Annotated in this window: 16 protein-coding genes; 8 read left to right on the top strand and 8 right to left on the bottom strand. The window is 32.0% G+C overall.

Features of this window, described 5'->3' with window-relative positions:
- Positions 1–44: 44 nt before the first annotated feature.
- The 3 genes from BWZ22_RS03650 to radC form a co-directional block, all read right to left on the bottom strand.
- Positions 45–734: a YjjG family noncanonical pyrimidine nucleotidase gene (locus BWZ22_RS03650; RefSeq protein WP_076698057.1), complete on the bottom strand. Its 690-nt coding sequence runs from the start codon at positions 732–734 to the stop codon at positions 45–47.
- Positions 724–2025, bottom strand: a complete 1302-nt coding sequence (locus BWZ22_RS03655; RefSeq protein ID WP_076698059.1) for a polysaccharide deacetylase family protein — start codon at positions 2023–2025, stop codon at positions 724–726. The genes BWZ22_RS03650 and BWZ22_RS03655 overlap by 11 nt, the downstream gene beginning before the upstream one ends.
- Before the next feature lie 75 nt (positions 2026–2100).
- On the bottom strand, positions 2101–2799 hold the full coding sequence (gene radC, locus BWZ22_RS03660) for a DNA repair protein RadC (RefSeq protein WP_076698061.1): 699 nt from the start codon (positions 2797–2799) through the stop codon (positions 2101–2103).
- Between the two features lie 275 nt (positions 2800–3074).
- Here radC and BWZ22_RS03665 point away from each other — a divergent pair, with 275 nt between their 5' ends.
- Positions 3075–3962, top strand: a complete 888-nt coding sequence (locus BWZ22_RS03665; protein WP_076698062.1) for a dienelactone hydrolase family protein — start codon at positions 3075–3077, stop codon at positions 3960–3962.
- Between the two features lies 1 nt (position 3963).
- The gene (locus BWZ22_RS03670) at positions 3964–4332 is read left to right on the top strand and encodes a DUF2200 domain-containing protein (protein WP_076698064.1); all 369 of its coding nucleotides are present in this window, start codon (positions 3964–3966) and stop codon (positions 4330–4332) included.
- Between the two features lie 6 nt (positions 4333–4338).
- Here BWZ22_RS03670 and murC read toward each other — a convergent pair whose 3' ends face one another.
- Together murC and BWZ22_RS03680 are read right to left on the bottom strand one after the other, a co-directional pair.
- A complete protein-coding gene (gene murC, locus BWZ22_RS03675; protein WP_076698065.1) occupies positions 4339–5694 on the bottom strand; it encodes a UDP-N-acetylmuramate--L-alanine ligase in 1356 nt (451 codons plus the stop codon).
- A gap of 84 nt (positions 5695–5778) precedes the next feature.
- Positions 5779–6516 carry a lipopolysaccharide assembly protein LapB gene (locus BWZ22_RS03680; protein ID WP_076698067.1) on the bottom strand — a complete coding sequence of 246 codons (738 nt, stop codon included), beginning with the start codon at positions 6514–6516 and terminating at the stop codon, positions 5779–5781.
- A 151-nt stretch (positions 6517–6667) separates the two neighbouring features.
- Between BWZ22_RS03680 and BWZ22_RS03685 the strand changes: the two genes are divergently transcribed.
- The 3 genes from BWZ22_RS03685 to BWZ22_RS03695 are packed head-to-tail and all read left to right on the top strand — an operon-like array spanning position 6668 to position 14835.
- Positions 6668–12922, top strand: a complete 6255-nt coding sequence (locus BWZ22_RS03685; protein WP_076698068.1) for an MG2 domain-containing protein — start codon at positions 6668–6670, stop codon at positions 12920–12922.
- 36 nt (positions 12923–12958) lie between these two features.
- The gene (locus BWZ22_RS03690; protein WP_076698070.1) at positions 12959–13453 is read left to right on the top strand and encodes a hypothetical protein; all 495 of its coding nucleotides are present in this window, start codon (positions 12959–12961) and stop codon (positions 13451–13453) included.
- Positions 13454–13455: 2 nt separating this feature from the next.
- The gene (locus BWZ22_RS03695; protein WP_076698071.1) at positions 13456–14835 is read left to right on the top strand and encodes a M64 family metallopeptidase; all 1380 of its coding nucleotides are present in this window, start codon (positions 13456–13458) and stop codon (positions 14833–14835) included.
- Here the strand turns inward: BWZ22_RS03695 and BWZ22_RS03700 are convergent.
- Entirely contained in the window at positions 14832–15353 is a 522-nt protein-coding gene (locus tag BWZ22_RS03700) for a DUF4136 domain-containing protein (RefSeq protein ID WP_076698073.1), read from the bottom strand. The genes BWZ22_RS03695 and BWZ22_RS03700 overlap by 4 nt on opposite strands.
- A gap of 67 nt (positions 15354–15420) precedes the next feature.
- On the opposite strand from BWZ22_RS03700, the gene BWZ22_RS03705 reads away from it, so the two are divergent.
- Entirely contained in the window at positions 15421–16515 is a 1095-nt protein-coding gene (locus tag BWZ22_RS03705; protein ID WP_076698074.1) for a S9 family peptidase, read from the top strand.
- 4 nt (positions 16516–16519) lie between these two features.
- Here the strand turns inward: BWZ22_RS03705 and obgE are convergent, their stop codons facing one another.
- Entirely contained in the window at positions 16520–17518 is a 999-nt protein-coding gene (gene obgE, locus BWZ22_RS03710; RefSeq protein ID WP_076698076.1) for a GTPase ObgE, read from the bottom strand.
- A gap of 81 nt (positions 17519–17599) precedes the next feature.
- Positions 17600–18709, bottom strand: a complete 1110-nt coding sequence (locus tag BWZ22_RS03715) for an adenylate kinase (RefSeq protein WP_076698077.1) — start codon at positions 18707–18709, stop codon at positions 17600–17602.
- Between the two features lie 266 nt (positions 18710–18975).
- On the opposite strand from BWZ22_RS03715, the gene BWZ22_RS03720 reads away from it, so the two are divergent.
- Both BWZ22_RS03720 and purE read left to right on the top strand, forming a co-directional pair.
- Positions 18976–20130 carry a 5-(carboxyamino)imidazole ribonucleotide synthase gene (locus tag BWZ22_RS03720; protein ID WP_076698079.1) on the top strand — a complete coding sequence of 385 codons (1155 nt, stop codon included), beginning with the start codon at positions 18976–18978 and terminating at the stop codon, positions 20128–20130.
- 2 nt (positions 20131–20132) lie between these two features.
- Entirely contained in the window at positions 20133–20615 is a 483-nt protein-coding gene (purE, locus tag BWZ22_RS03725; RefSeq protein ID WP_076698080.1) for a 5-(carboxyamino)imidazole ribonucleotide mutase, read from the top strand.
- Positions 20616–20642 lie beyond the last annotated feature (27 nt).

Below are 20642 nucleotides of genomic sequence, written 5' to 3' on the forward strand. Positions count from 1 at the left end.
TAAATTAATTATGGTTATACTGTAAAAGTAAAGATACTGCTTTACTATAAATATTTTTTTAATTGAATTAAATTATTAATTTTTTTAACACCATTGGTTGCTACCGTATTGGTTGCATCAAAAAAAATAACATCCATTCCTACATTCTGCGCTCCTAATATATCGGCCTCATAACTATCGCCTATCATAATACTATTTTCAACCTTAGTTTCAGCCATATTAAGTGCGTAATTAAATATTTTAGGGTTTGGTTTTTTAACTCCAACCATTTCAGAGTTTGTTACTGTTTTAAAGTATTTATCTATATTAGACCTAATTAGTTTTTTTTGCTGTACCTCTTCAAAACCATTGGTAATTATATGGAGTATATAGTTTGTTGTTAAATAATTTAATACTTCTAACGTGTTTTCAAACAAATAATTATGTGTGGTTAAATAGGTGATATAATCGTCTGCTAATTTATATATTAAATCTTTACTAACTTTTTCTCCAACGGCAAGAAAAGCATCATTTAAACGCCCAAATCGCAACGATTGTTTATCAATTTTTTCTTCTCTATAAAGTTTCCAGTAATTGAGGTTAATAGGCTCATAATGAAAGAGAAAATCATTTACTTCTACATCAATTTTATTGAGTTCAAAAATTTTAGCAAATGTTAATGCAGAATTTCTATCAAAATCCCAAAGGGTATGGTCTAAATCAAAAAAAATATCTGTAATTCCGTTAACTTTCATTAGCCGATTCTAAAATTAAATTAAACAACTCTTTGTATCCTTTCCATTGATCTACATCTGTAAATGTATAATTGTGAAATACAGGAACAAATTCGCCATTTACTTGTTTAACTTCATTTATAACTTCTTTTAAAACTTTCTTTTTATCTAATAAAGATTTGTTATTTAACAATGCGTAATCTAAAAGGTGATAAGGGTAAATCATCAATGGTGTTTGTACTTCATAATCTAAATCATAAAACAAAAAAGGTGTACATGAGCCTGCTCTAAAACCTATATGATTAACATACCCCATGGTGTAATCTTCTTTAATTTCTAAATCGATTAAATTTCTATAAGATTCTGGTAAATTTAATCTTGAAAAAGACTGCCTTGATGCTTTTAAAGGTGTGTTTAAAATATCTTCCATTCTATTTTTTTCTTTTTTAAGAATGGTAACATCATCTATAGCAAAATAAGAAACTTTTAAACCCACGTTACAATAATCTGCAACGTGCTTAATGAGCGATATAAAGCTTTTTTTACTGGCATTAATACCCTTATCGTAGGTAGAATAGTCGCCTATTAAAAAGAAAAACAAGAACTTATTTTTACATAATTTTTGTCTGTTTATAATGTATTTAAATGTATCATACGGGTCATGTTTAAACCCAAGAAGCACTGCATACCTTAGGTATAAACTCCTAAATCTAAATTTAAACAAATCTTTTACTGTGCCTCCAATAGTACGTATAATACCTTTTAGTTTATAACTATAAGCACTTGGTACATCTATAATGGGTCTTACACTATAAGTTCTTGTGGGAAATTTAAAATCTGGAAATTGATTTTGTAATGCCTCTTTAAATTTATATGCCCATATATCAACTACTGGCTGGTGTAAAAAACCGTATTTATATCCTAAACTTTCTGTGGCGGTAAAACGTCCAAACTCATCTTTAACATGGGGTAAATATTCTTCGTACCTAGACAATAGATAAAAAGATGCGGCAAAAATATCAAACGGAATAGATCCTTTTTCACCAATAAAGAAAAAACACTTAGTATTACCCCAATCTTGAATATTAACTTCAACATCAGATAAGCCTTGTTCAAACATAATATCATGACTTCTTACAAAAAACTCATTACCCAATTGCTGTTTGGTATATGACATTTTTAGGCTATCATGCGCAATAAGCTTTTCTATAGCAGTAGTAAAACTAACCTCTATACCTAAAATTCTGGTACAAATATGCTTAAATACATACTTAACTCTGGGCGATATTTTATGAGTATAAACTAGAAGCATATTTTCAGCAAGCAGTTTTCAGTAGCAGTAAACAGTTTAAATTGTTCTTTCAAAATTCATTTATTCTTAATTAAATTATAACACCCCTTCATCTGCAAAACTAAAATAGGCTTTTTCGGTTATAATTAAATGGTCTAACACTTTTATATCTAAACTTTCTGCAGCATTTTTTAGTTTGGCAGTAATTTGTTTATCTGCTTCACTAGGTTTTAAAGTTCCTGAAGGGTGATTATGAGCTAAAATTAAAGAAGTTGCTCCTGCTTCTAAGGCATTTTTAAGCACTAAACGTACATCTACCAAAGTGCCTGTAATACCCCCTTTACTTAATTGATTTTTTTGAATTACTTTGTTAGAGTTATTTAAATAGATAATCCAAAACTCTTCATGTTGTAACTCGCCAATAATAGGTTGCATAAGTTCAAATACCGATAAACTAGAAGTAATTTTCTTTTTCTCTAGAGCTTCTTCTCCCCTACGGCGCCTTCCTAACTCTAACGCAGCAGCAATAGTTATGGCTTTGGCTTCTCCTATTCCTTTAAATGCCATTAACTGTTTTATAGAAAGCTTCCCTAGTTCACTTAAGTTATTATCTACACTTGCTAAAATACGCTTACACAAAGCTACTGCACTTTCTTCTCTATTGCCAGAACCTATTAAAATAGCTACTAATTCGGCATCACTTAAAGCAGCTTTCCCTTTGTAGAGAAGTTTTTCTCTGGGTTGATCATCTTGCGACCAATTTTTTATTGAAAAGGACGTACTTTTTTCTGTCATTTGCTAAAGATAATTATTGTAAATTTTAAGTGCAATATAAATTCTTATATACAATAAAATTGTTACTAGAACCTAAAGCCCATAAAGAAATTTTAAACCGCCTAAAAAAATTAAAAGCTACCACAAAACCGCAATGGAGACAAGCACAATATAACCATTTAGACCACTACTTAAAACCTTTTGGAGTATGATAAATTATTGAAAGTCAACTTCTTTTTTTAACTTTAGAAACCACAAAACACTAATACACATTAAATTATAAAAAAATAGCAATCATGAAATCACTAAAAAAAGAAGATATAAAACAAGAAGTATTTGACCTCTATGATGATTATGCTCACAATAAAATAGACCGCCGTCAGTTTATTGAAAAACTATCGCTTTACGCTATTGGAGGCATTACAGTAACCTCATTATTAAGTTTTATAACTCCCAATTATTTAGACAATCTTGTGGTGAAACCAGATGATGAGCGTATTGATTCTAAGTACATTACTTATCAATCTCCCAAAGGTGGTGGAGCTATAAAAGGTTTGCTATCTAAACCAGATAACACTACTACTAAATTACCAGGCGTTGTAGTGGTACATGAAAACCGTGGCTTAAACCCATATATTGAAGATGTGGGCAGACGTACAGCTATTGAAGGTTTTATAAGTTTAGCTCCTGATGCCCTTTCTCCTTTAGGTGGTTACCCTGGTAACGATGATGAAGGCAGAACCATGCAACGTCAAAGAGATAGAAATGAAATGTTAGAAGATTTTATTGCTGCATATAACTATTTAAAAAATCACAAAGATTGCAATGGCAATATTGGTGTTGTTGGATTTTGTTTTGGTGGGTGGATATCAAATATGATGGCTGTAAAAATACCAACCTTAAAAGCTGCAGTGCCTTTTTATGGTGGACAACCATCGGCTGAAGATGCTGCAAAAATAAAAGCGCCCCTATTGTTACAATTTGCTGAATTAGATAAACGCGTTAATGCAGGTTGGCCAGACTATGAAAAAGCTTTAAAAGAAAACAATGTAGAATATACGGCTCATTTTTATCCAGATGTCAACCACGGATTTCATAACAACAGTACACCTAGATACGACAAAAAAGCAGCTACCTTAGCATGGGAACGTACTATAGCATTTTTTAAAGAAAAATTAAAATAATATGAAAACTACCCCAGAACATAATGCCCGAGTTGCAAACATGACGTTTGCATCTGTATATCCTCATTATGTGACAAAAGTTGAAAAAAAAGGCAGAACTAAAGAAGAATTACTTGAAGTAATTGAATGGCTCACAGGTTTTGACAATAACGAAATAAAAGCTCTTATTGATGAAAAAGTAACGTTTGAAACCTTTTTTTCTAGAGCCACTATAAACCCTAACGCTCATTTAATAAAAGGGGTTATTTGCGGTTACAGAATTGAAGAAATAGACAATGAATTAACTAAAAAAGCAAGATATTTAGATAAATTAATTGACGAACTAGCTAGAGGTAGGAAAATGGAAAAGATTTTAAGGAAAGCCAACTAATATTAACTATTTAATCAGCGCTTTAACCTCATCAAAATCTAATCCTCCATAATTACCAGAACTCATTAATAACAGGGCTTTGTTATTAAAATCTTGCGAAAACAAAAAGTCTTTAAAATCATCTGGATTGGTATAAATAATTAAATCTTCGCGTTGAAAGGCTTCTGCTATTTGTTCATGTGACACAGCATCTAGTTTTTTAATTTCTACTGCATGCGGTGAATAAAATACCACTGCAATATCGGCAGCATCTAAAGCGCCTTTGTATTCTTTTAAAAATTCTGCATTTAAACTACTATAAGTATGTAATTCTAAACAGGCTACTAAAGCTCTGTTTTGGTATTGTTCTTTTACCGCTTTGGTAGTAGCTTCAACTTTACTAGGTGAATGAGCAAAATCTTTATATGCTACGCTATTATTACTTTCGGCAATTTTTTCTAAACGCTTACTAGCCCCCTTAAAAGTGGCTATGGCTTCATAAAACTCATCTTCTTGAATGCCCATGTGTTGGCAAATCCATTTAGCTCCTGCTAAATTATTAAGGTTATGCTTACCAAAAACTTCAATTGGCAAAGGTCCTTCTGGAGTTTCTAACAAGGTTTCACCATTTTCAACTGTGTATTCTGGCGTGCAATAAGGTATTTTTCTAATAGTGTTTTCGCTTGCTTCAACTACACGCTTTACTTCAGGATCTTCTTCATTATAGTTTATACTTCCACCACTAACAATCGAATCTACAAAAATGCTAAACTGCTCTACATAATTTTCATAAGTAGGAAACACGTTAATATGATCCCATGCAATACCACTTAATAGTGCAATATTGGGTTTGTACAAATGAAATTTTGGACGTCTATCAATAGGCGAACTTAAATATTCATCACCTTCTAAAACAATAAAATCGTTTTCCTCGGTTAGTTTTACCATCACATCAAAACCTTCTAATTGGGCTCCAACCATATAATCTACATCTCTGTCATGATAATGCATTACATGCAAAATCATAGATGTTATAGTGGTTTTACCATGACTTCCACCAATTACTACACGGGTTTTGTGTTTACTTTGTTCATATAAAAACTCTGGATAGCTATAGATTTTCACCCCTAATTCTTGCGCTTTTAAAAGCTCTGGATTATCGGCTTTGGCATGCATTCCTAAAACAATGGCATCTAAATCTTGGGTAATTTTTTCTGGAAACCATCCAAACTCATTAGGCAATAATCCTTTGGCTTGTAATCTAGATTTTGAAGGTTCAAAAATAGTATCATCGCTACCTGTAACCTTATATCCTTTATTGTGTAAAGCTAGTGCCAAATTATGCATTGCGGCACCTCCTATAGCTATAAAATGTACGTTCATAAACTAAATTTGTAGATTGTAAAGATACTGATTGATAAATTTTTCTTTAAAAAGAAAACACAATTTATTTTAATTATTTCTACGTTAATAATTGTTGGCTTTAATTGCTTCTATTTGTAACAATAAATCTTCGTTTTTGTGTTTTTTGTATGCTTCATTAAGATTAGAAATAGCCTTTTCTGGAAGGTTTTGAGCTAAATAAAATTTAGTTAGCTTATCATAACACACCAAAGAACCGCCTTTATTTACAGCCATTTTATAATACTTCTCTGCTTGTTGTGGCTCTTTATCACTTTCATAAATATATCCCTTTGAAAGATAGCCATCTACCTTAGAAAGTGCTTCTAATTCATTTGCATAGTGCAGCGCTTTACTTTTGCTACCGCCTATAATTCCTGGTAATTTCATATATAACTCTACCAAAGCCCAACGTGTATCTATATGGTTGCTATCTAATTCTGCAGCTTTTAAAAATGCTGCTTTTACATCGTCTATTATAGTTAAAGCTTTAAACTTATTTACAGATAAAGCTTTCATGCCTAAAACACCACCATATTTATAATGAAAGTTTGCATTTTCAGGCTTTGCCTTTACTAGCTTTTTATATTGTATAATAGCTTCATCCCATTTTTTTTGATGCCCGTAAACATCCCCTAATAACTCAACTGCCTGTATATTATTAGCATTAGTATCTACATAATTTTTAAGTATTTGTTCTGCTTCATCATACTGTTTATCTTTAATTAGCTCTTTAACTTTTTCAAAATTAAGCTGACTAAAGGCTATAAAAGGCATTAACAGTATTAAGAGGAATTTATTCATGTAGTTTATATGTAAAACACAAAGTTAAGCAATACAAATTTCTCTAAAAATAAGTAACTTCACTCAACCATAAAAGCACTTTACTCATTAACTGTTTTTGGTATAGCTTTTGAAAGTATCTTTAGGTGTAAACTTTTACAACTCTAATCTAATGAAAAATACATTACTCTTTTTAATGATTATATTATTTTCTAACCTTACAGCTGCTCAAAGTGATAATTACGAAGCGCTTTGGAAACAGGTAGAACATTTTGAAATGGAAGGCTTACCTAAATCTGCTCTAAAAATAGTTGAAGATATTTCGGCAAAAGCAAAAAAAGATGGTAACAATCCTCAACTTATAAAAACACTTATTTTTAAAAGTAAATTCGCCTTAATTTTAGAAGAAGATGCTCAATTAAAAATTATAAACGACTTTAAAACTGAAATTAAAAACAATGAATTTCCTGCTAAAAATATTTTAGAAAACATTCTAGCAAACCTGTATTGGCAATACTTTAACCAAAATAGATGGAAGTTTTATAACCGAACCAAAACCTCTGAAAAAGTAAACAAAATAGATTTTAGAACTTGGGATTTACAAACCTTGTTTAATGAAATACATGTACACTTTCAAAACTCGTTACAAAATGCATTGATGCTACAACTAGAGCCTTTAGAAAAATACAATGCTATTTTAAACACTCAAAAAGACTCAAAATTATTTAGACCTACACTATTTGATTTTTTAAGTCATAATGCTTTAGAATTTTATAAAACCAATGAAACTCACATTACTAAACCTGCTTACAAATTTGAAATTGATAATCCTGACTTTTTAAGTGATGCTTCGTCTTTTTCAAAATTAAAAATTGCATCGAAAGACTCTACTTCGTTACAACTACACGCCTTAAAAATATACCAAGACTTAATTCAATTTCATTTAAAAAAAGAATCGCCAAAACCATTAGTTAGTGTTAATATAGAACGCTTAAAATTTATCCATCAGCACGCTACATTTAAAAATAAGGAAGCCTTGTTTCTTAAAACTTTAGAAGCTGCTAGTAAATCATGGAAACACCATGAAGTTTCGGCATTATACAACTTTGAAATTGCTCAAATTTACTACCAACAAAGCGCAAAATATAACTTAAAAACCAACAAAGAATACCGTTGGAAAGCAAAGGAAGCTATTGACATTTGCAGCGAGGTAATAACTAAATTTCCAGAAAGTACAGGAGCCATTAAATGTAAAGTTTTAAAACATCAAATTGAACAGGAATCATTAAACATCACTACAGAAGCCTTTTTACCCATTCAAAAGCATGCTAGAATTTTAGTGCGTTACAAAAACTTAGATTCGTTAAAACTTGTCGCTTATAAATTAAATGAAAGACAATTTGAGAAATTCAGTAAAATTTACACACAAAACGAAAAATGGGTATTTTTAAATAAATTAAATGCCTCCAAAACCTGGGAAAGCAAACTTAAAAACGAGTCTGACTACCTAACACACACTACCGAAATTCTAGTACCTAAACTCAATAATGGTAGATATGTAGTAGTTGCTTACAGTAAAGAAAACACTTCAACTTCTTATGCCTATACTACGCTTCAGGTAACTGATATAGCTTTGGTTGATACTGAAACTAACAGCTATCAAATCTTTCAAATAATCAATAGAAATAATGGTACACCTATTCAAAATGCAAGTGTAGAACTAACTTTTAACACCAAAAACTCTAACCATAGACAAACCGAAAATCACACAACCAATAATCTTGGTCAAATAAAAATTGAAAAAGACAACAACTATTATCGCAACATAACACTTAAAGTAAATAAAGGGAATGAAGTCGCTTTTTTTGGTAATTATTGGATGGGAACACGTCAAAAACCAGACAAAGAAGAAACGCAATACAAAGCCTTTATTTTTACAGATAGAAGTATTTACAGACCCGGACAAACCGTTTACTTTAAAGCTATTGCAATGAAAACTAAAAAGGGAAAGTCTGAGGTTTTAGTCAATGAACCTGTGTACGCTGTATTGTACAATACAAATGATGAAGAAATTAAAGAACTTGAATTTAAAACCAATGAATTTGGTGCTGTTAGCGGTGAATTTATACTACCAAATAACGGATTAAACGGACAATACTACATTGAGTTTGATGGAGACGAAGAAGACTTATTCACAGAATACTATTTCTCTGTTGAAGAATACAAACGACCTAAATTTGAAACCAAATTTAAACCTATAAAAGAAACCTTTAAAGTTAATGATTCTATAACCATAAAAGGTAACGCACTTGCTTATGCTGGTAGCAAAATAAGCAATGCCAAAGTGGTTTACAGAGTACACCGCAAAGTACAATATCCACGTTGGTATTATTGGTACAGACCCTATTTTAATAGCGAACCTCAAGAAATTACGCATGGTGAAAGTACCACAAATGATAACGGTGAGTTTGAAATAACCTTTAAAGCACTCCCCGATAATAGTGTAGACAAATCTAGCTTACCCATTTTTAAATATGAAGTCACAGCCAATATAACCGATATAAACGGCGAAACTCGAAGCGCTACTACCACAGTTAACGTGGGCTACCATGCATTAACCGCAAACATAACTATTAATGAAATCATTGATAAAACAAAAAAAGACCATAGTCTTAGTATTGATACCAAAAATTTAAACGGTGAATTTGTGCCCGCAACTGGCACTGTAAAAATCTTTAAACTAAAAGCTCCTAATACGGTTTTAAGGTCAAGACCTTGGGAAGCACCAGATTACCAAGAATTTTCAGAAGAAGCATTTAAAAACCTATTTTCGCATGATGCTTACACCAATGAACACAACCCAGAAAATTGGGAAAAAGGCACATTAGTTTTTGAAGAAGATTTTGACACCAATAACTCCAAAACATTAAAACTTGGTAAAACTAAAAAGTGGGCATCAGGCAAATATCTAGTAATATTAGAAAGCAAAGATAAATTTGGACAAACCGTTAAAGACCAAACAAAAATTACCCTTTACAGTGATGACGATAAAACTTTAGCAGACAACCAACTGTTTAATATTACAACAGATAAATCAACATATAATGAAGGAGATACGGTTTATTTAACCATGGCTTCAGCTGCTAAAAACTTAAACGTTACAATTGCTATTGAAAAGAATAAAAAAATTATTCAGACTGAGATTATTCAACTAAATCAAAATAAAAGAGTTATTAGTATTCCCGTTACTAAAAATGATGTTGGTGGGTTTATGGTACATTATAGTTTTGCTGCCTTCAATAGTTTTAAATCGGGTTCTCAAACCATTATGGTGCCTTATCCTAAAACCGATTTAAACATTGAAACCAATACGTTTAGAGACAGGTTACAACCGGGTACTGAAGAAATCTGGAGTTTTAATATCACAGGGCCAAAAGGCGATAAAGTAAGTAGTGAATTATTAGCAAGTATGTATGATGCCTCTTTAGACCAGTTTAAACCTCATACATGGAATTTCAACCCTATAAACACGCCGCTTTATTACTCTTCATTTAGAAATAGCGCTAACCAAAGTTTTGGAAATAAAAATTTTAGAGTCTACAATAATAAGAGATATCAATTAAGCTACCCTCAACAGTATTTTGATAAATTAAATTGGTTTGGATTTTATTTTGGAAATCAAAGACGGTATGAAGTAACCAAAGCATTGAGTGGTAAAGTTAGCGGCGTTCAAATTGTTGAGAATGCAATAGAAGCAGAAGAAGACAGCTCTAATCTAGATGAAGTTGTGGTAATTGGTTATGGCACTCAAAAAAAAGAATCCTTACCTGCAGCGGTTTCTAGTGTTCAAATTCGCGGAGGTAACAGCGCCTCATCTAATAATAACCCATTGTATATAATAGATGGCAAAATTGTTGAAGGCAATTTAGATATTCCTGCAAGTGAAATAGAATCTATGGAAGTCTTAAAAGATGCTTCTGCCAGAGCCATTTACGGTGCAAAAGGTGCTAATGGTGTTGTAATAATCACTACAAAAAAAGGATTGAATTCCTTAACACAAGTACAAGTTAGAAAAAACCTAAAAGAAACTGCATTTTTCTTTCCGCATTTAAAAACTGATGAAAAAGGTCATGTAAGTTTTAGTTTTACAACACCAGAGGCTTTAACCCAATGGAAACTACAGCTATTAGCCCACACCAAAACTTTAGAAAGTTCCACAAAAACCTTAACAACAGTAACTCAAAAAGAGTTAATGGTAATACCCAATGCGCCTCGATTTTTACGTGAAGGCGACCAAATAACTATAAGCACCAAAATTGCAAACTTAACAGATAAACAACTTTCTGGACAAGCACTTTTAATTTTAACTAATGCTATTTCTGGAAACAATATTGACACAAAATTAGGTAATGCGGCAAACAATAAACCATTCACTGTTGATGCCAATGGAAACACCCAAGTATCATGGCGTTTATCAATACCAGATGATGTGCAGGCAGTTCAATATAAAATCATTGCTAAATCTGAAAATTTTAGCGATGGAGAACAAAACGCGTTACCTGTTTTAAGCAATCGTATGTTAGTCACAGAGACTTTACCTATGTGGATAAAAAGCAATGAAACTAGAACATTCTCTTTAGACAAGTTAAGAAACAACACTTCAACAACATTAAAACATCATAAGTTAACTTTAGAGATGACTTCAAACCCTGCTTGGTATGCGGTTCAAGCCCTTCCTTATTTAATGGAGTATCCGTATCAATGTAATGAACAAACTTTTAGCAGGTATTATGCCAACGCATTAGCAAGTCATATTGCAAACTCTAACCCAAAAATTCAGGAGGTTTTCAATCAGTGGAAAAACACCAATGCCCTTATTTCTAATTTGGAAAAAAACCAAGAATTAAAGTCAATCTTAATTCAAGAAACTCCTTGGTTACGCGATGCTCAAAGTGAAACAGAGCAAAAAAAGCGCATTGCTTTATTATTTGATTTAAACAAAATGAATAATGAATTAGAATCGGCTTTAAATAAACTTAAAAACAATCAAATGGCTTCTGGTGCTTGGGCTTGGTTTAAAGGCGGATCTGAAAACCGATGGATTACGCAACACATCATTACTGGATTTGGACACCTTCAAAAACTAAATGTTATTAAATATGACAGCGAAGAATCTCAAATAATTAATAGAGCTATTAAATATTTAGACACGCAATTTATCAAAGAATATAAAAATTTAACCAAGTATAATAAAGATGTAGATTTAAGTAAAGACCATTTAAGTTACACACAACTACATTACTTGTATATGCGCAGCTTTTTTCCAGAGATTAAAAAAACTAAAGAAGTTGAAAGTATTAGCAAATATTACCAAACGCAAATTCAAAAATATTGGCTAAAACGTTCGCTTTACGCCAAAGGGCTTATGGCTTTAGTTTCTTATAGAATGAATGACGACAAAACAACTTCAAAAATTTTAAAATCATTACAAGAAACCAGTATTACCAATACAGAATTAGGCATGTACTGGAAAGCAAACACCAACTCATGGTATTGGTACCAAGCACCCATAGAAACACAGGCATTACTAATTGAAGCTTTTTCAGAAGCAGGAACTCTTATTCAAAATGAAACAAAAAACTTAGAAACCATTGATAACCTGAAAATTTGGTTACTTAAAAACAAACAAACCAATCGTTGGAAAACCACCAAAGCAACCACCGAAGCCGTATACGCCTTATTACTTCAAGGTAGTGATTGGTTAAGTGTAACAGAAATGGTTGATGTTATTATAGGCGATAAAAAAATAGACCCTTTAAAATTAGAAGATGTTAAAGTTGAAGCGGGAACTGGCTATTTTAAAACCTCTTGGAATGCTTCTGAAATTAATCCCAATATGGGCGAAGTTAAACTCACCAAAAAAGGCGATGGTATTGCTTGGGGTGGTTTGTTTTGGCAATATTTTGAAGATTTAGATAAAATTTCATCTGCCGAAACACCTTTAAAACTTAAAAAGAAATTATTCTTAAAAAAGAATACTGCTACTGGTGAAGAAATTACAGAAATAACCCCAACAACTCATTTAGAAGTTGGCGACTTAATTAGAGTAAGAATAGAATTAAGAAGTGACAGACCAATGGAATTTGTGCACATGAAAGATATGAGAGCCGCTGGTTTAGAACCCATAAATGTAATTTCTAAATACAAATGGCAAGATGGTTTAGGCTATTATGAAAGCACTAAAGATGCTAGCACCAATTTCTTTTTTGATTATTTACCAAAAGGCGTTTATGTTTTTGAATATGATTTAAGGGCAAATAATGCTGGCAACATGAGTAATGGTATTACTACTATTCAAAGTATGTATGCACCAGAGTTTAGCAGCCATAACGAAGGGGTTAAGTTACATGTAAACCAAATTGATTAAATTTGTGGCAGATTTGCCTCAAAATCTGTTACGTTTATGAAACGGTTGTTTACTTTTAAAGTAATATTTTTACTTGGGTTATTATTCCTCGTGGCTTGCAGCGGGCGTAAACAAATTACCAACAACACCATTCCTATTACTAAAAATGCCAAACTATTATTTATTAACTATACCATTGAGGATCAAGGAGAACTTAAGGTTGTAAATTTAATTAATAAAAAAATCACAAATGGAGTGGTTAAAAGCAAAAGCCATAATTTTATAAGCAAACCCAAAACCAATGATATTAAATGTGTTCAATTGGATAAAAATCACAAAGAAATTCATGTTGATTACCTATCTAATCCTTTAATAAAATTTACAGAAAGTTTAAATGACTCTCTTAAATTTTCAATACAAAAACAGGTATTAAAAAAAGCGCCTATTTCATTAAAATTGCAACTGCATCCTAACGCACATTATTTAAGCTTGTTTTTAATTACCAAAGGCAAAAAAAACACAAATGAACTAATAACTACAAAATTGAATTAAAAATGAAAAAGGTCGTCATTTATCTCATTTTAATTCTAACAAACATTATAAACGCCCAAGTTTTTGATGTAGAAGCCATAAAAATTACTGGTGATGAAGACAAACGCATAAACCTTGTTATTTTAAGTGAAGGCTACCAAGAAAGTGAGTTAAACAATTTTATTTCTGATGCGCAAACTTTTACCGCAACCATGTTTGCAGAGCCTCCTTTTTCAAATTATTCCAATTATTTTAATGTTTATGCTATAAAAGTACCATCTAATGAAAGTGGTGCCGATAGACCATCAACCAACACCTATGTAGACACATATTTTAATGCTACTTACGAAGCCTTCGGAAAACCTTATTTACTTTATTACGAAATTGATGGTTATAGCACCAATAACACCGAAGCCAAAATACTTAATGTTTTAGCCAATAATACACCAAATTACGATGTAGGACTTATTTTGGTTAATTCTCCCGATTACGGTGGTAGCGGTGGCAGTTTCCCTATGGCTTACAATGGCGATTGGGGAAACAATGTAATTATGCATGAGATTGGACACTCGCTTTTCAATTTAAAAGATGAATATTATCCTGGAGATGAATTGGCCGCCGAAGCCATAAACATGACCCAAGAATCCAATCCAACCTTAGTAAAATGGAAAAACTGGATAAACACAAACAATGTTGGCGTTTATCAATATACTTGCGATACCGGAAATTGTGCAGATTGGTATAAACCACACCAAAATTGCATTATGGAGAAAATAGATAAAGCATTTTGCTCGGTTTGTAAAGAAGGCATCATTGCAAAAATTCATGAATTAATACCTCCAATTGATAGTTATACTCCTAGCTCTAAAACTATTGAAACCTCTGATTTTCCTATAAATTTCAATCTTAATTTAGTTAAACCCATCCCTAATACTTTAGAAAGTATTTGGACATTAAACAGTAATGTTTTTGCTAATAATTTAGATGAAATTTCTTTAAATGAAACCAATTTAATTAATGGTGAAAACTCACTTACAGCAACAATTACAGACAACACAAGCCTTATTAGAATTGACAATTATGAAACCATAAATGTATATACAGTAACCTGGACTATTAATTACTCTACTTTAGGAATTGAAGATATTACTAGTAAAGAAAATAGTTTTCAAATAAAAATGTTCCCTAACCCAACCAATACTTTTTTAAACTTTAAAATTGAAAGCGAAAATCAATCAAACTTTAAAGTAGATTTGTTTAGTATTGACGGCAAAAAAGTAAAAACCGCTACATTAAACGCACTTTCAAAAATTAATATCGGTAAGCTAAATTCTGGAATTTATCTTGCCAATATTTATGCAGATAATGTTTTAATTGCCTCCAAAAAAGTGGTCAAACTCTAAGATTTAGGCGGATACCCTGCTAACACCTTTTCTACAATAGCCTTTAAACGTTCTTCCCTATTTTCTGGCGATGCGTTTACATTAAAACTAGACTCACTAACAGCTTGCCAAAATAAACCTTTACCTTTTTCATCAACAAAATCAACAGTTATTTGCCGGTTAACATTAGTACCTCCTACAGGAATACCAATAGACACACCGCCTCCCATATTACGGCCTCCGCCACCTAAACCAACACCTACAGTTTGTCTAGGAGCTCCTTGAAATTCAACACTTCTAATATCAATTAAAAAGTCTGGATTCTCAGAAATCGTCAATCCTAAACTAGCCATTTTTGTGTCTATAGCATCTAATAATCGTTTGGTATCTAATTCACTTAAACCCGTTTCCATATCGCCATAATACTGGTAAGTTTTGTATTTTGAAAAATCTGTTGTTCTATCAAAATCATAATTTACTTTAATAGGTGCGCAACCTACAAAAAGTAAAACAATTAGTGTTATTTTCAATGATTTCATCTTCCTTATTTTTTTTGATTAAATTTAATCAAAAATTATTCCTTTTATTAATTAGCTACCAAAAGAAATGAAATCTACACTCTATTTATTTTTATTTATTCTATTTTCTACAAACTTAACGGCTCAAAATAAACGCCCTCAAGAACCTAAAGAACCGTTTAACTATATGGTAGAAGAAGTTTCTTTTGTTAATAATAAAGCTAATGGTATTAAACTTGCTGGTACTTTAACAATTCCTAAAAACAACGTACAACCACCCGTTGCTATTTTAATTAGTGGCTCTGGCCCTCAAGACAGAGACGAAACATTATTTGGTCATAAACCATTTTTAGTATTAGCCAATTATTTAACCAATAACGGTATTGCTGTTTTAAGATATGACGATAGAGGTACCGCAAAATCTGAAGGTAATTTTGAAAATGCTACATCTTTTGATTTTGCTACAGATGTTGAAGCTGCCATTAATTATATTAAAAATAGAAAGGAATTTGAAAAATCTGAAATAGGACTAATTGGTCATAGCGAAGGTGGTTTAATTGCCCCCATAGTTACCTCTAGAAATGATGATGTTGCTTTTAATATTCTTCTTGCTGGAACTGGAGTATTAGGACGCGAAGTTTTAGAATCGCAAGCCTGGGAAATGGCAAAAAAATCTGGTGCAACCCAAGTTGTACTTGAGTTCAATAAATCACTAACTAATAAGCTTTATGATGTTATAATTGCAGAAAATGATTTTAGTAAAGTTGAAGCCAAAGTAAAAGATTCTCTTATCGCTTTTAAAGAAGATTTGGTTAATAAGGAAAGTCCGTTTTCTGTATATGTTACAGATGCGTTAATAAATCAAGTTTCTGGAATGGGAAAAAGCAAATGGATGTGTACTTTTATAAAAACCAACCCTCAAGATTACTTAAAAAAAGTAACTTGTCCTGTTTTAGCTCTTAATGGTAGTAAGGATTTACAAGTTTTACCAAAATTGAATTTGGGAGGCATTGAATCTGCTTTAAAAGAAAACCCAGATGTTACAATTACAGAATTAGAAGGGTTAAATCATTTATTTCAAACAGCAGAAACAGGATTAATAAATGAATACAAAACCATAGAAGAAACATTTTCTCCCACCGCTTTAGCAATAATAAAAAATTGGATTTTAGAACGATTTTAAATGCTTAATCATTTAACATTTTCCATAAAGCATCCTTTAGCTGTTGGATTCCTTGTTGCGCAACCGAAGAAATGAATAAATAAGGTATTGGCAACTCGTTATCAAGTTCTTTCTTTAATTCTGCTTTAAGTTCGTCATCCAACATATCACTTTTTGAGATAGCTATGAGTCGTTCTTTGTCAAGCATTTCAGGGTTGTAACGTCTTAGTTCATCTAATAAAATATCGTATTGTTTCTTAATGTCATCAGCGTCTGCTGGAATTAAAAACAACAAGACCGAATTACGCTCAATATGACGTAAAAAGTAATGCCCAAGCCCCTTACCTTCTGCAGCACCTTCTATAATTCCTGGAATATCGGCCATTACAAAAGTTTGAAAATCCCTATATTCTACAATACCCAAGTTAGGCTTTAGAGTAGTAAACTCATAATCGGCTATTTTTGGTTTTGCAGACGTAATTACAGAAAGTAACGTAGATTTTCCAGCATTTGGAAACCCCACTAAACCAACATCTGCCAGTACTTTTAACTCTAAAGTAATATGTTTTTCTTCTAAAGGTAAACCGGGTTGTGCATAACGAGGTGTTTGATTGGTAGATGATTTAAAATGCCAGTTACCTAAACCGCCTTTACCACCCTCTGCAATTATTTGCTCTTCGCCATTTTCGGTAATCTCTAAAATAATTTCATTGGTTTCTGTGTCACGCACCACAGTTCCTAAAGGCACATCAATATAAACATCTTCTCCATCGGCTCCTGTGCTTCGGCTTTTACTACCATGCCCACCATGACCAGCTCTAATATGTTTTTTAAATTTTAGATGAAATAATGTCCAAAGGTTAGAATTCCCTCTAAGAATCACATGTCCGCCGCGGCCTCCATCACCCCCGTCGGGTCCGCCTTTGGTTATATATTTTTCACGGTGTAGATGCACAGATCCCTTACCTCCGTTTCCAGACGCTACATAAATTTTTACGTAATCAACAAAATTACCTTCAGTCATTATTGTGTTTATTTGTTAATTCGTGGATTTGTTTATTCGATTTCTTTAAGCTATACGAATAAACAAATAAACGCAACCAACTTATAATTTATCTATAACACTACTTAAGCGCACTGTTATATCTTCTATACTTCCTACGCCATCAACACCAAAGTATTTATTTTGTGCAGAATAATAATCTTTTAAAATGGCTGTTTTGTTGTAGTATTCTTTTATTCGGTTTCTAATAATAGACTCGTCTGCATCATCTGCTCTACCACTAGTTTCACCTCTTTTTAAAAGACGTTTAACTAAAACCTCATCATCTACCTCAAGCGCTACCATGGCACTAATTTCAGAATCTTTTGTATCCATTAATTCATCTAATGCTTTGGCTTGTGCATTGGTACGTGGGAATCCATCAAAAATAAATCCGTTTGCATCGGTGTTTTTTTCAACCTCTGCATTTAACATATCAATAGTAACTTGATCTGGCACCAACTCTCCTTTGTCTATATAAGATTTGGCCAACATTCCTAAAGCAGTTTCGTTTTTAATATTAAATCTAAAAACATCTCCTGTTGAAATATGAACTAAATTATATTTTTCTTTTAAAAATTCTGCCTGTGTTCCTTTTCCTGCTCCTGGAGGGCCAAATAGCACTAAATTTGTCATGTGTTGTGTTTCTTTAATTTGATATACTTCTGGTAAATCTCTTCCTAAATTATCATAGTCTAGTCCGTAACCAACTATAAATTTATCTGGAATTTCAATACCAATATAATGTAGTTTAAAATCTTTTTTATAAGCTTCTGGTTTGTAAAAAAGGGTTGCTATTTTAAGCGCTTTTACATTTTCATGTTCAAAAATACGATGAACCTCTGCCAATGTTTTACCAGTATCAATAATATCTTCTAGAATAATTACGGTTCTATCTGTTAAATCTTGCGTAAGCCCAATTAACCGTTGAATATCATCTGAAGATTTTAAACCTTCATAAGATGCTAACTTAATAAATTGTACTTCGCAAGGTTTGGGATATTTTTTAACAAAATCACTTGTTAACATAAAAGACCCATTTAAAATACCCACAAATACGGGTATTTCATCACCAACATCGTTAGCAATTTCAGTTACTAATTTATCAATGGCTTTATCTATTTCTGCTGCAGAAATAAAAGGTTTAAAATATTTATCATGTAATTTTATCACCCTAAACTTGTTTTAAAAATGCAAAGATAATCAATAGATTAAGTAATACCATTTTTTGATTTATCTTTTCCTACCAAATTTTATATTTAAGCGTATTTTTTTCTGTAAAAAACTAAATTCTGTTTCATAAATCACAAAATTTTATTTTACCTCTTTAATCTCTTTGTTAAAACCTGATTTTTTTCATTTATTTTTATGAATTTATGAATGAAAAAATTCATGTACTTTTGCATTACTTTAAAACAGTTTCTGTAAAAAAATAGTGAATGGACTACTTTTCTTCTAACTTTAAACTTGGCATCCTTGGTGGCGGGCAATTAGGCAAAATGTTGCTTTATAACACCAGAAAATTTGATGTAAACACTTCTGTAATGGATGCTAGTAATGAAGCTCCATGTAAAATTGCTTGTAATGAATTTACGCTTGGTGATTTAATGGATTATGATGCTGTTTACAATTTTGGAAAAAAAGTAGATGTTTTAACTATTGAAATTGAAAATGTAAATGTTGATGCGCTTGAAGATTTAGAAAAAGAAGGTATTAAAGTTTATCCTACTTCTAAAACCTTAAAAACCATTCAAAACAAAGCAAAACAAAAGCTATTTTATGTAGATAATGATATTCCAACTGCTCCTTTTTCTCGTTTTGCCTACACTTCAGAAATTAAAGAAGCTATAAATCATGGTGGTTTAAGTTTACCTTTTGTATGGAAAAGTGCGCAATTTGGTTATGATGGACAAGGCGTTAAAATTGTTAGAACCATTGAAGATTTAGAAGGCTTGCCAAATGTTGAATGCATTGCAGAAAACCTAGTACCTTTTAAAAATGAATTGGCGGTTATTGTTGCTAGAAATGTTTCTGGTGAAACTAAAAGTTATCCAGTTGTTGAAATGGAATTTCACCCAGAAGCCAACCAAGTTGAATATGTAATTTGTCCCGCTAGAATTGATGAAAATGTAACAAAAAAAGCTAAAGATGTAGCCTTAAAAGTATCTAAAGCCTTTAACCATGTGGGGCTATTGGCAGTTGAAATGTTTCAAACTAAAAATGATGATATTTTGGTAAATGAAGTTGCCCCAAGACCGCACAACTCTGGGCACCAAACTATTGAAGCTAGTTACACGTCTCAATTTGAACAACATTTACGAGCAATTCTAGATTTACCCTTAGGCAGAACCGATAGTAAAGTTGGTGGCGTTATGGTTAATTTAGTTGGAGCCGAAGGTTACACAGGTAATGTAATTTACAAAAACATTGAAACCATTATGGCAATGGATGGTGTAACTCCTCATATTTATGGTAAACAACAAACCAGACCATTTAGAAAAATGGGACACGTAACCATTGTAAATGAAAATTTAAATGAAGCAAGGCGTATTGCCGAAGAAGTAAAAAAATCTATTAAAGTTATAAGTAAATAATTATGAGCAAAGTAGGTGTAATTATGGGAAGTAAAAGTGATCTTCCTGTTATGCAAGATGCAATAGACATCTTAAAAGGATTTGATATAGAAGTTGAAGTAGATATTGTTTCTGCTCATCGCACACCAGAAAAACTTTTTGATTATGGTAAGAACGCACACATCAAAGGATTTGCTGTAATTATTGCTGGTGCAGGTGGTGCAGCACATTTACCAGGTATGATAGCTTCATTATCGCCGCTTCCTGTTATTGGGGTACCTGTAAAAAGTAGCAATTCTATTGATGGTTGGGATTCCGTACTATCTATTTTACAAATGCCAGGTGGTGTTCCTGTGGCTACTGTTGCTTTAAATGGCGCAAAAAACGCTGGTATTCTAGCAGCTCAAATTATTGGAGCTTCAGATAAGTGTGTGTTAGACAAAATTATAGCCTATAAAGAAGGGCTTAAAATAAAAGTAAACGAATCTGCTAAAGATTTACAATAAAAAAACCTCGAGTACACTCGAGGTTTT

It is taken from the genome of Seonamhaeicola sp. S2-3, from assembly GCF_001971785.1.
Classification (GTDB): domain Bacteria; phylum Bacteroidota; class Bacteroidia; order Flavobacteriales; family Flavobacteriaceae; genus Seonamhaeicola.

Bases quoted from the DNA above. Each gene is read 5' to 3' on its own strand.
- BWZ22_RS03650 (WP_076698057.1), bottom strand. From the start codon at position 734: ATGAAAGTTAACGGAATTACAGATATTTTTTTTGATTTAGACCATACC.
- BWZ22_RS03655 (WP_076698059.1), bottom strand. From the start codon at position 2,025: ATGCTTCTAGTTTATACTCATAAAATATCGCCCAGAGTTAAGTATGTA.
- radC (WP_076698061.1), bottom strand. From the start codon at position 2,799: ATGACAGAAAAAAGTACGTCCTTTTCAATAAAAAATTGGTCGCAAGAT.
- BWZ22_RS03665 (WP_076698062.1), top strand. From the start codon at position 3,075: ATGAAATCACTAAAAAAAGAAGATATAAAACAAGAAGTATTTGACCTC.
- BWZ22_RS03670 (WP_076698064.1), top strand. From the start codon at position 3,964: ATGAAAACTACCCCAGAACATAATGCCCGAGTTGCAAACATGACGTTT.
- murC (WP_076698065.1), bottom strand. From the start codon at position 5,694: ATGAACGTACATTTTATAGCTATAGGAGGTGCCGCAATGCATAATTTG.
- BWZ22_RS03680 (WP_076698067.1), bottom strand. From the start codon at position 6,516: ATGAATAAATTCCTCTTAATACTGTTAATGCCTTTTATAGCCTTTAGT.
- BWZ22_RS03685 (WP_076698068.1), top strand. From the start codon at position 6,668: ATGAAAAATACATTACTCTTTTTAATGATTATATTATTTTCTAACCTT.
- BWZ22_RS03690 (WP_076698070.1), top strand. From the start codon at position 12,959: ATGAAACGGTTGTTTACTTTTAAAGTAATATTTTTACTTGGGTTATTA.
- BWZ22_RS03695 (WP_076698071.1), top strand. From the start codon at position 13,456: ATGAAAAAGGTCGTCATTTATCTCATTTTAATTCTAACAAACATTATA.
- BWZ22_RS03700 (WP_076698073.1), bottom strand. From the start codon at position 15,353: ATGAAATCATTGAAAATAACACTAATTGTTTTACTTTTTGTAGGTTGC.
- BWZ22_RS03705 (WP_076698074.1), top strand. From the start codon at position 15,421: ATGAAATCTACACTCTATTTATTTTTATTTATTCTATTTTCTACAAAC.
- obgE (WP_076698076.1), bottom strand. From the start codon at position 17,518: ATGACTGAAGGTAATTTTGTTGATTACGTAAAAATTTATGTAGCGTCT.
- BWZ22_RS03720 (WP_076698079.1), top strand. From the start codon at position 18,976: ATGGACTACTTTTCTTCTAACTTTAAACTTGGCATCCTTGGTGGCGGG.
- purE (WP_076698080.1), top strand. From the start codon at position 20,133: ATGAGCAAAGTAGGTGTAATTATGGGAAGTAAAAGTGATCTTCCTGTT.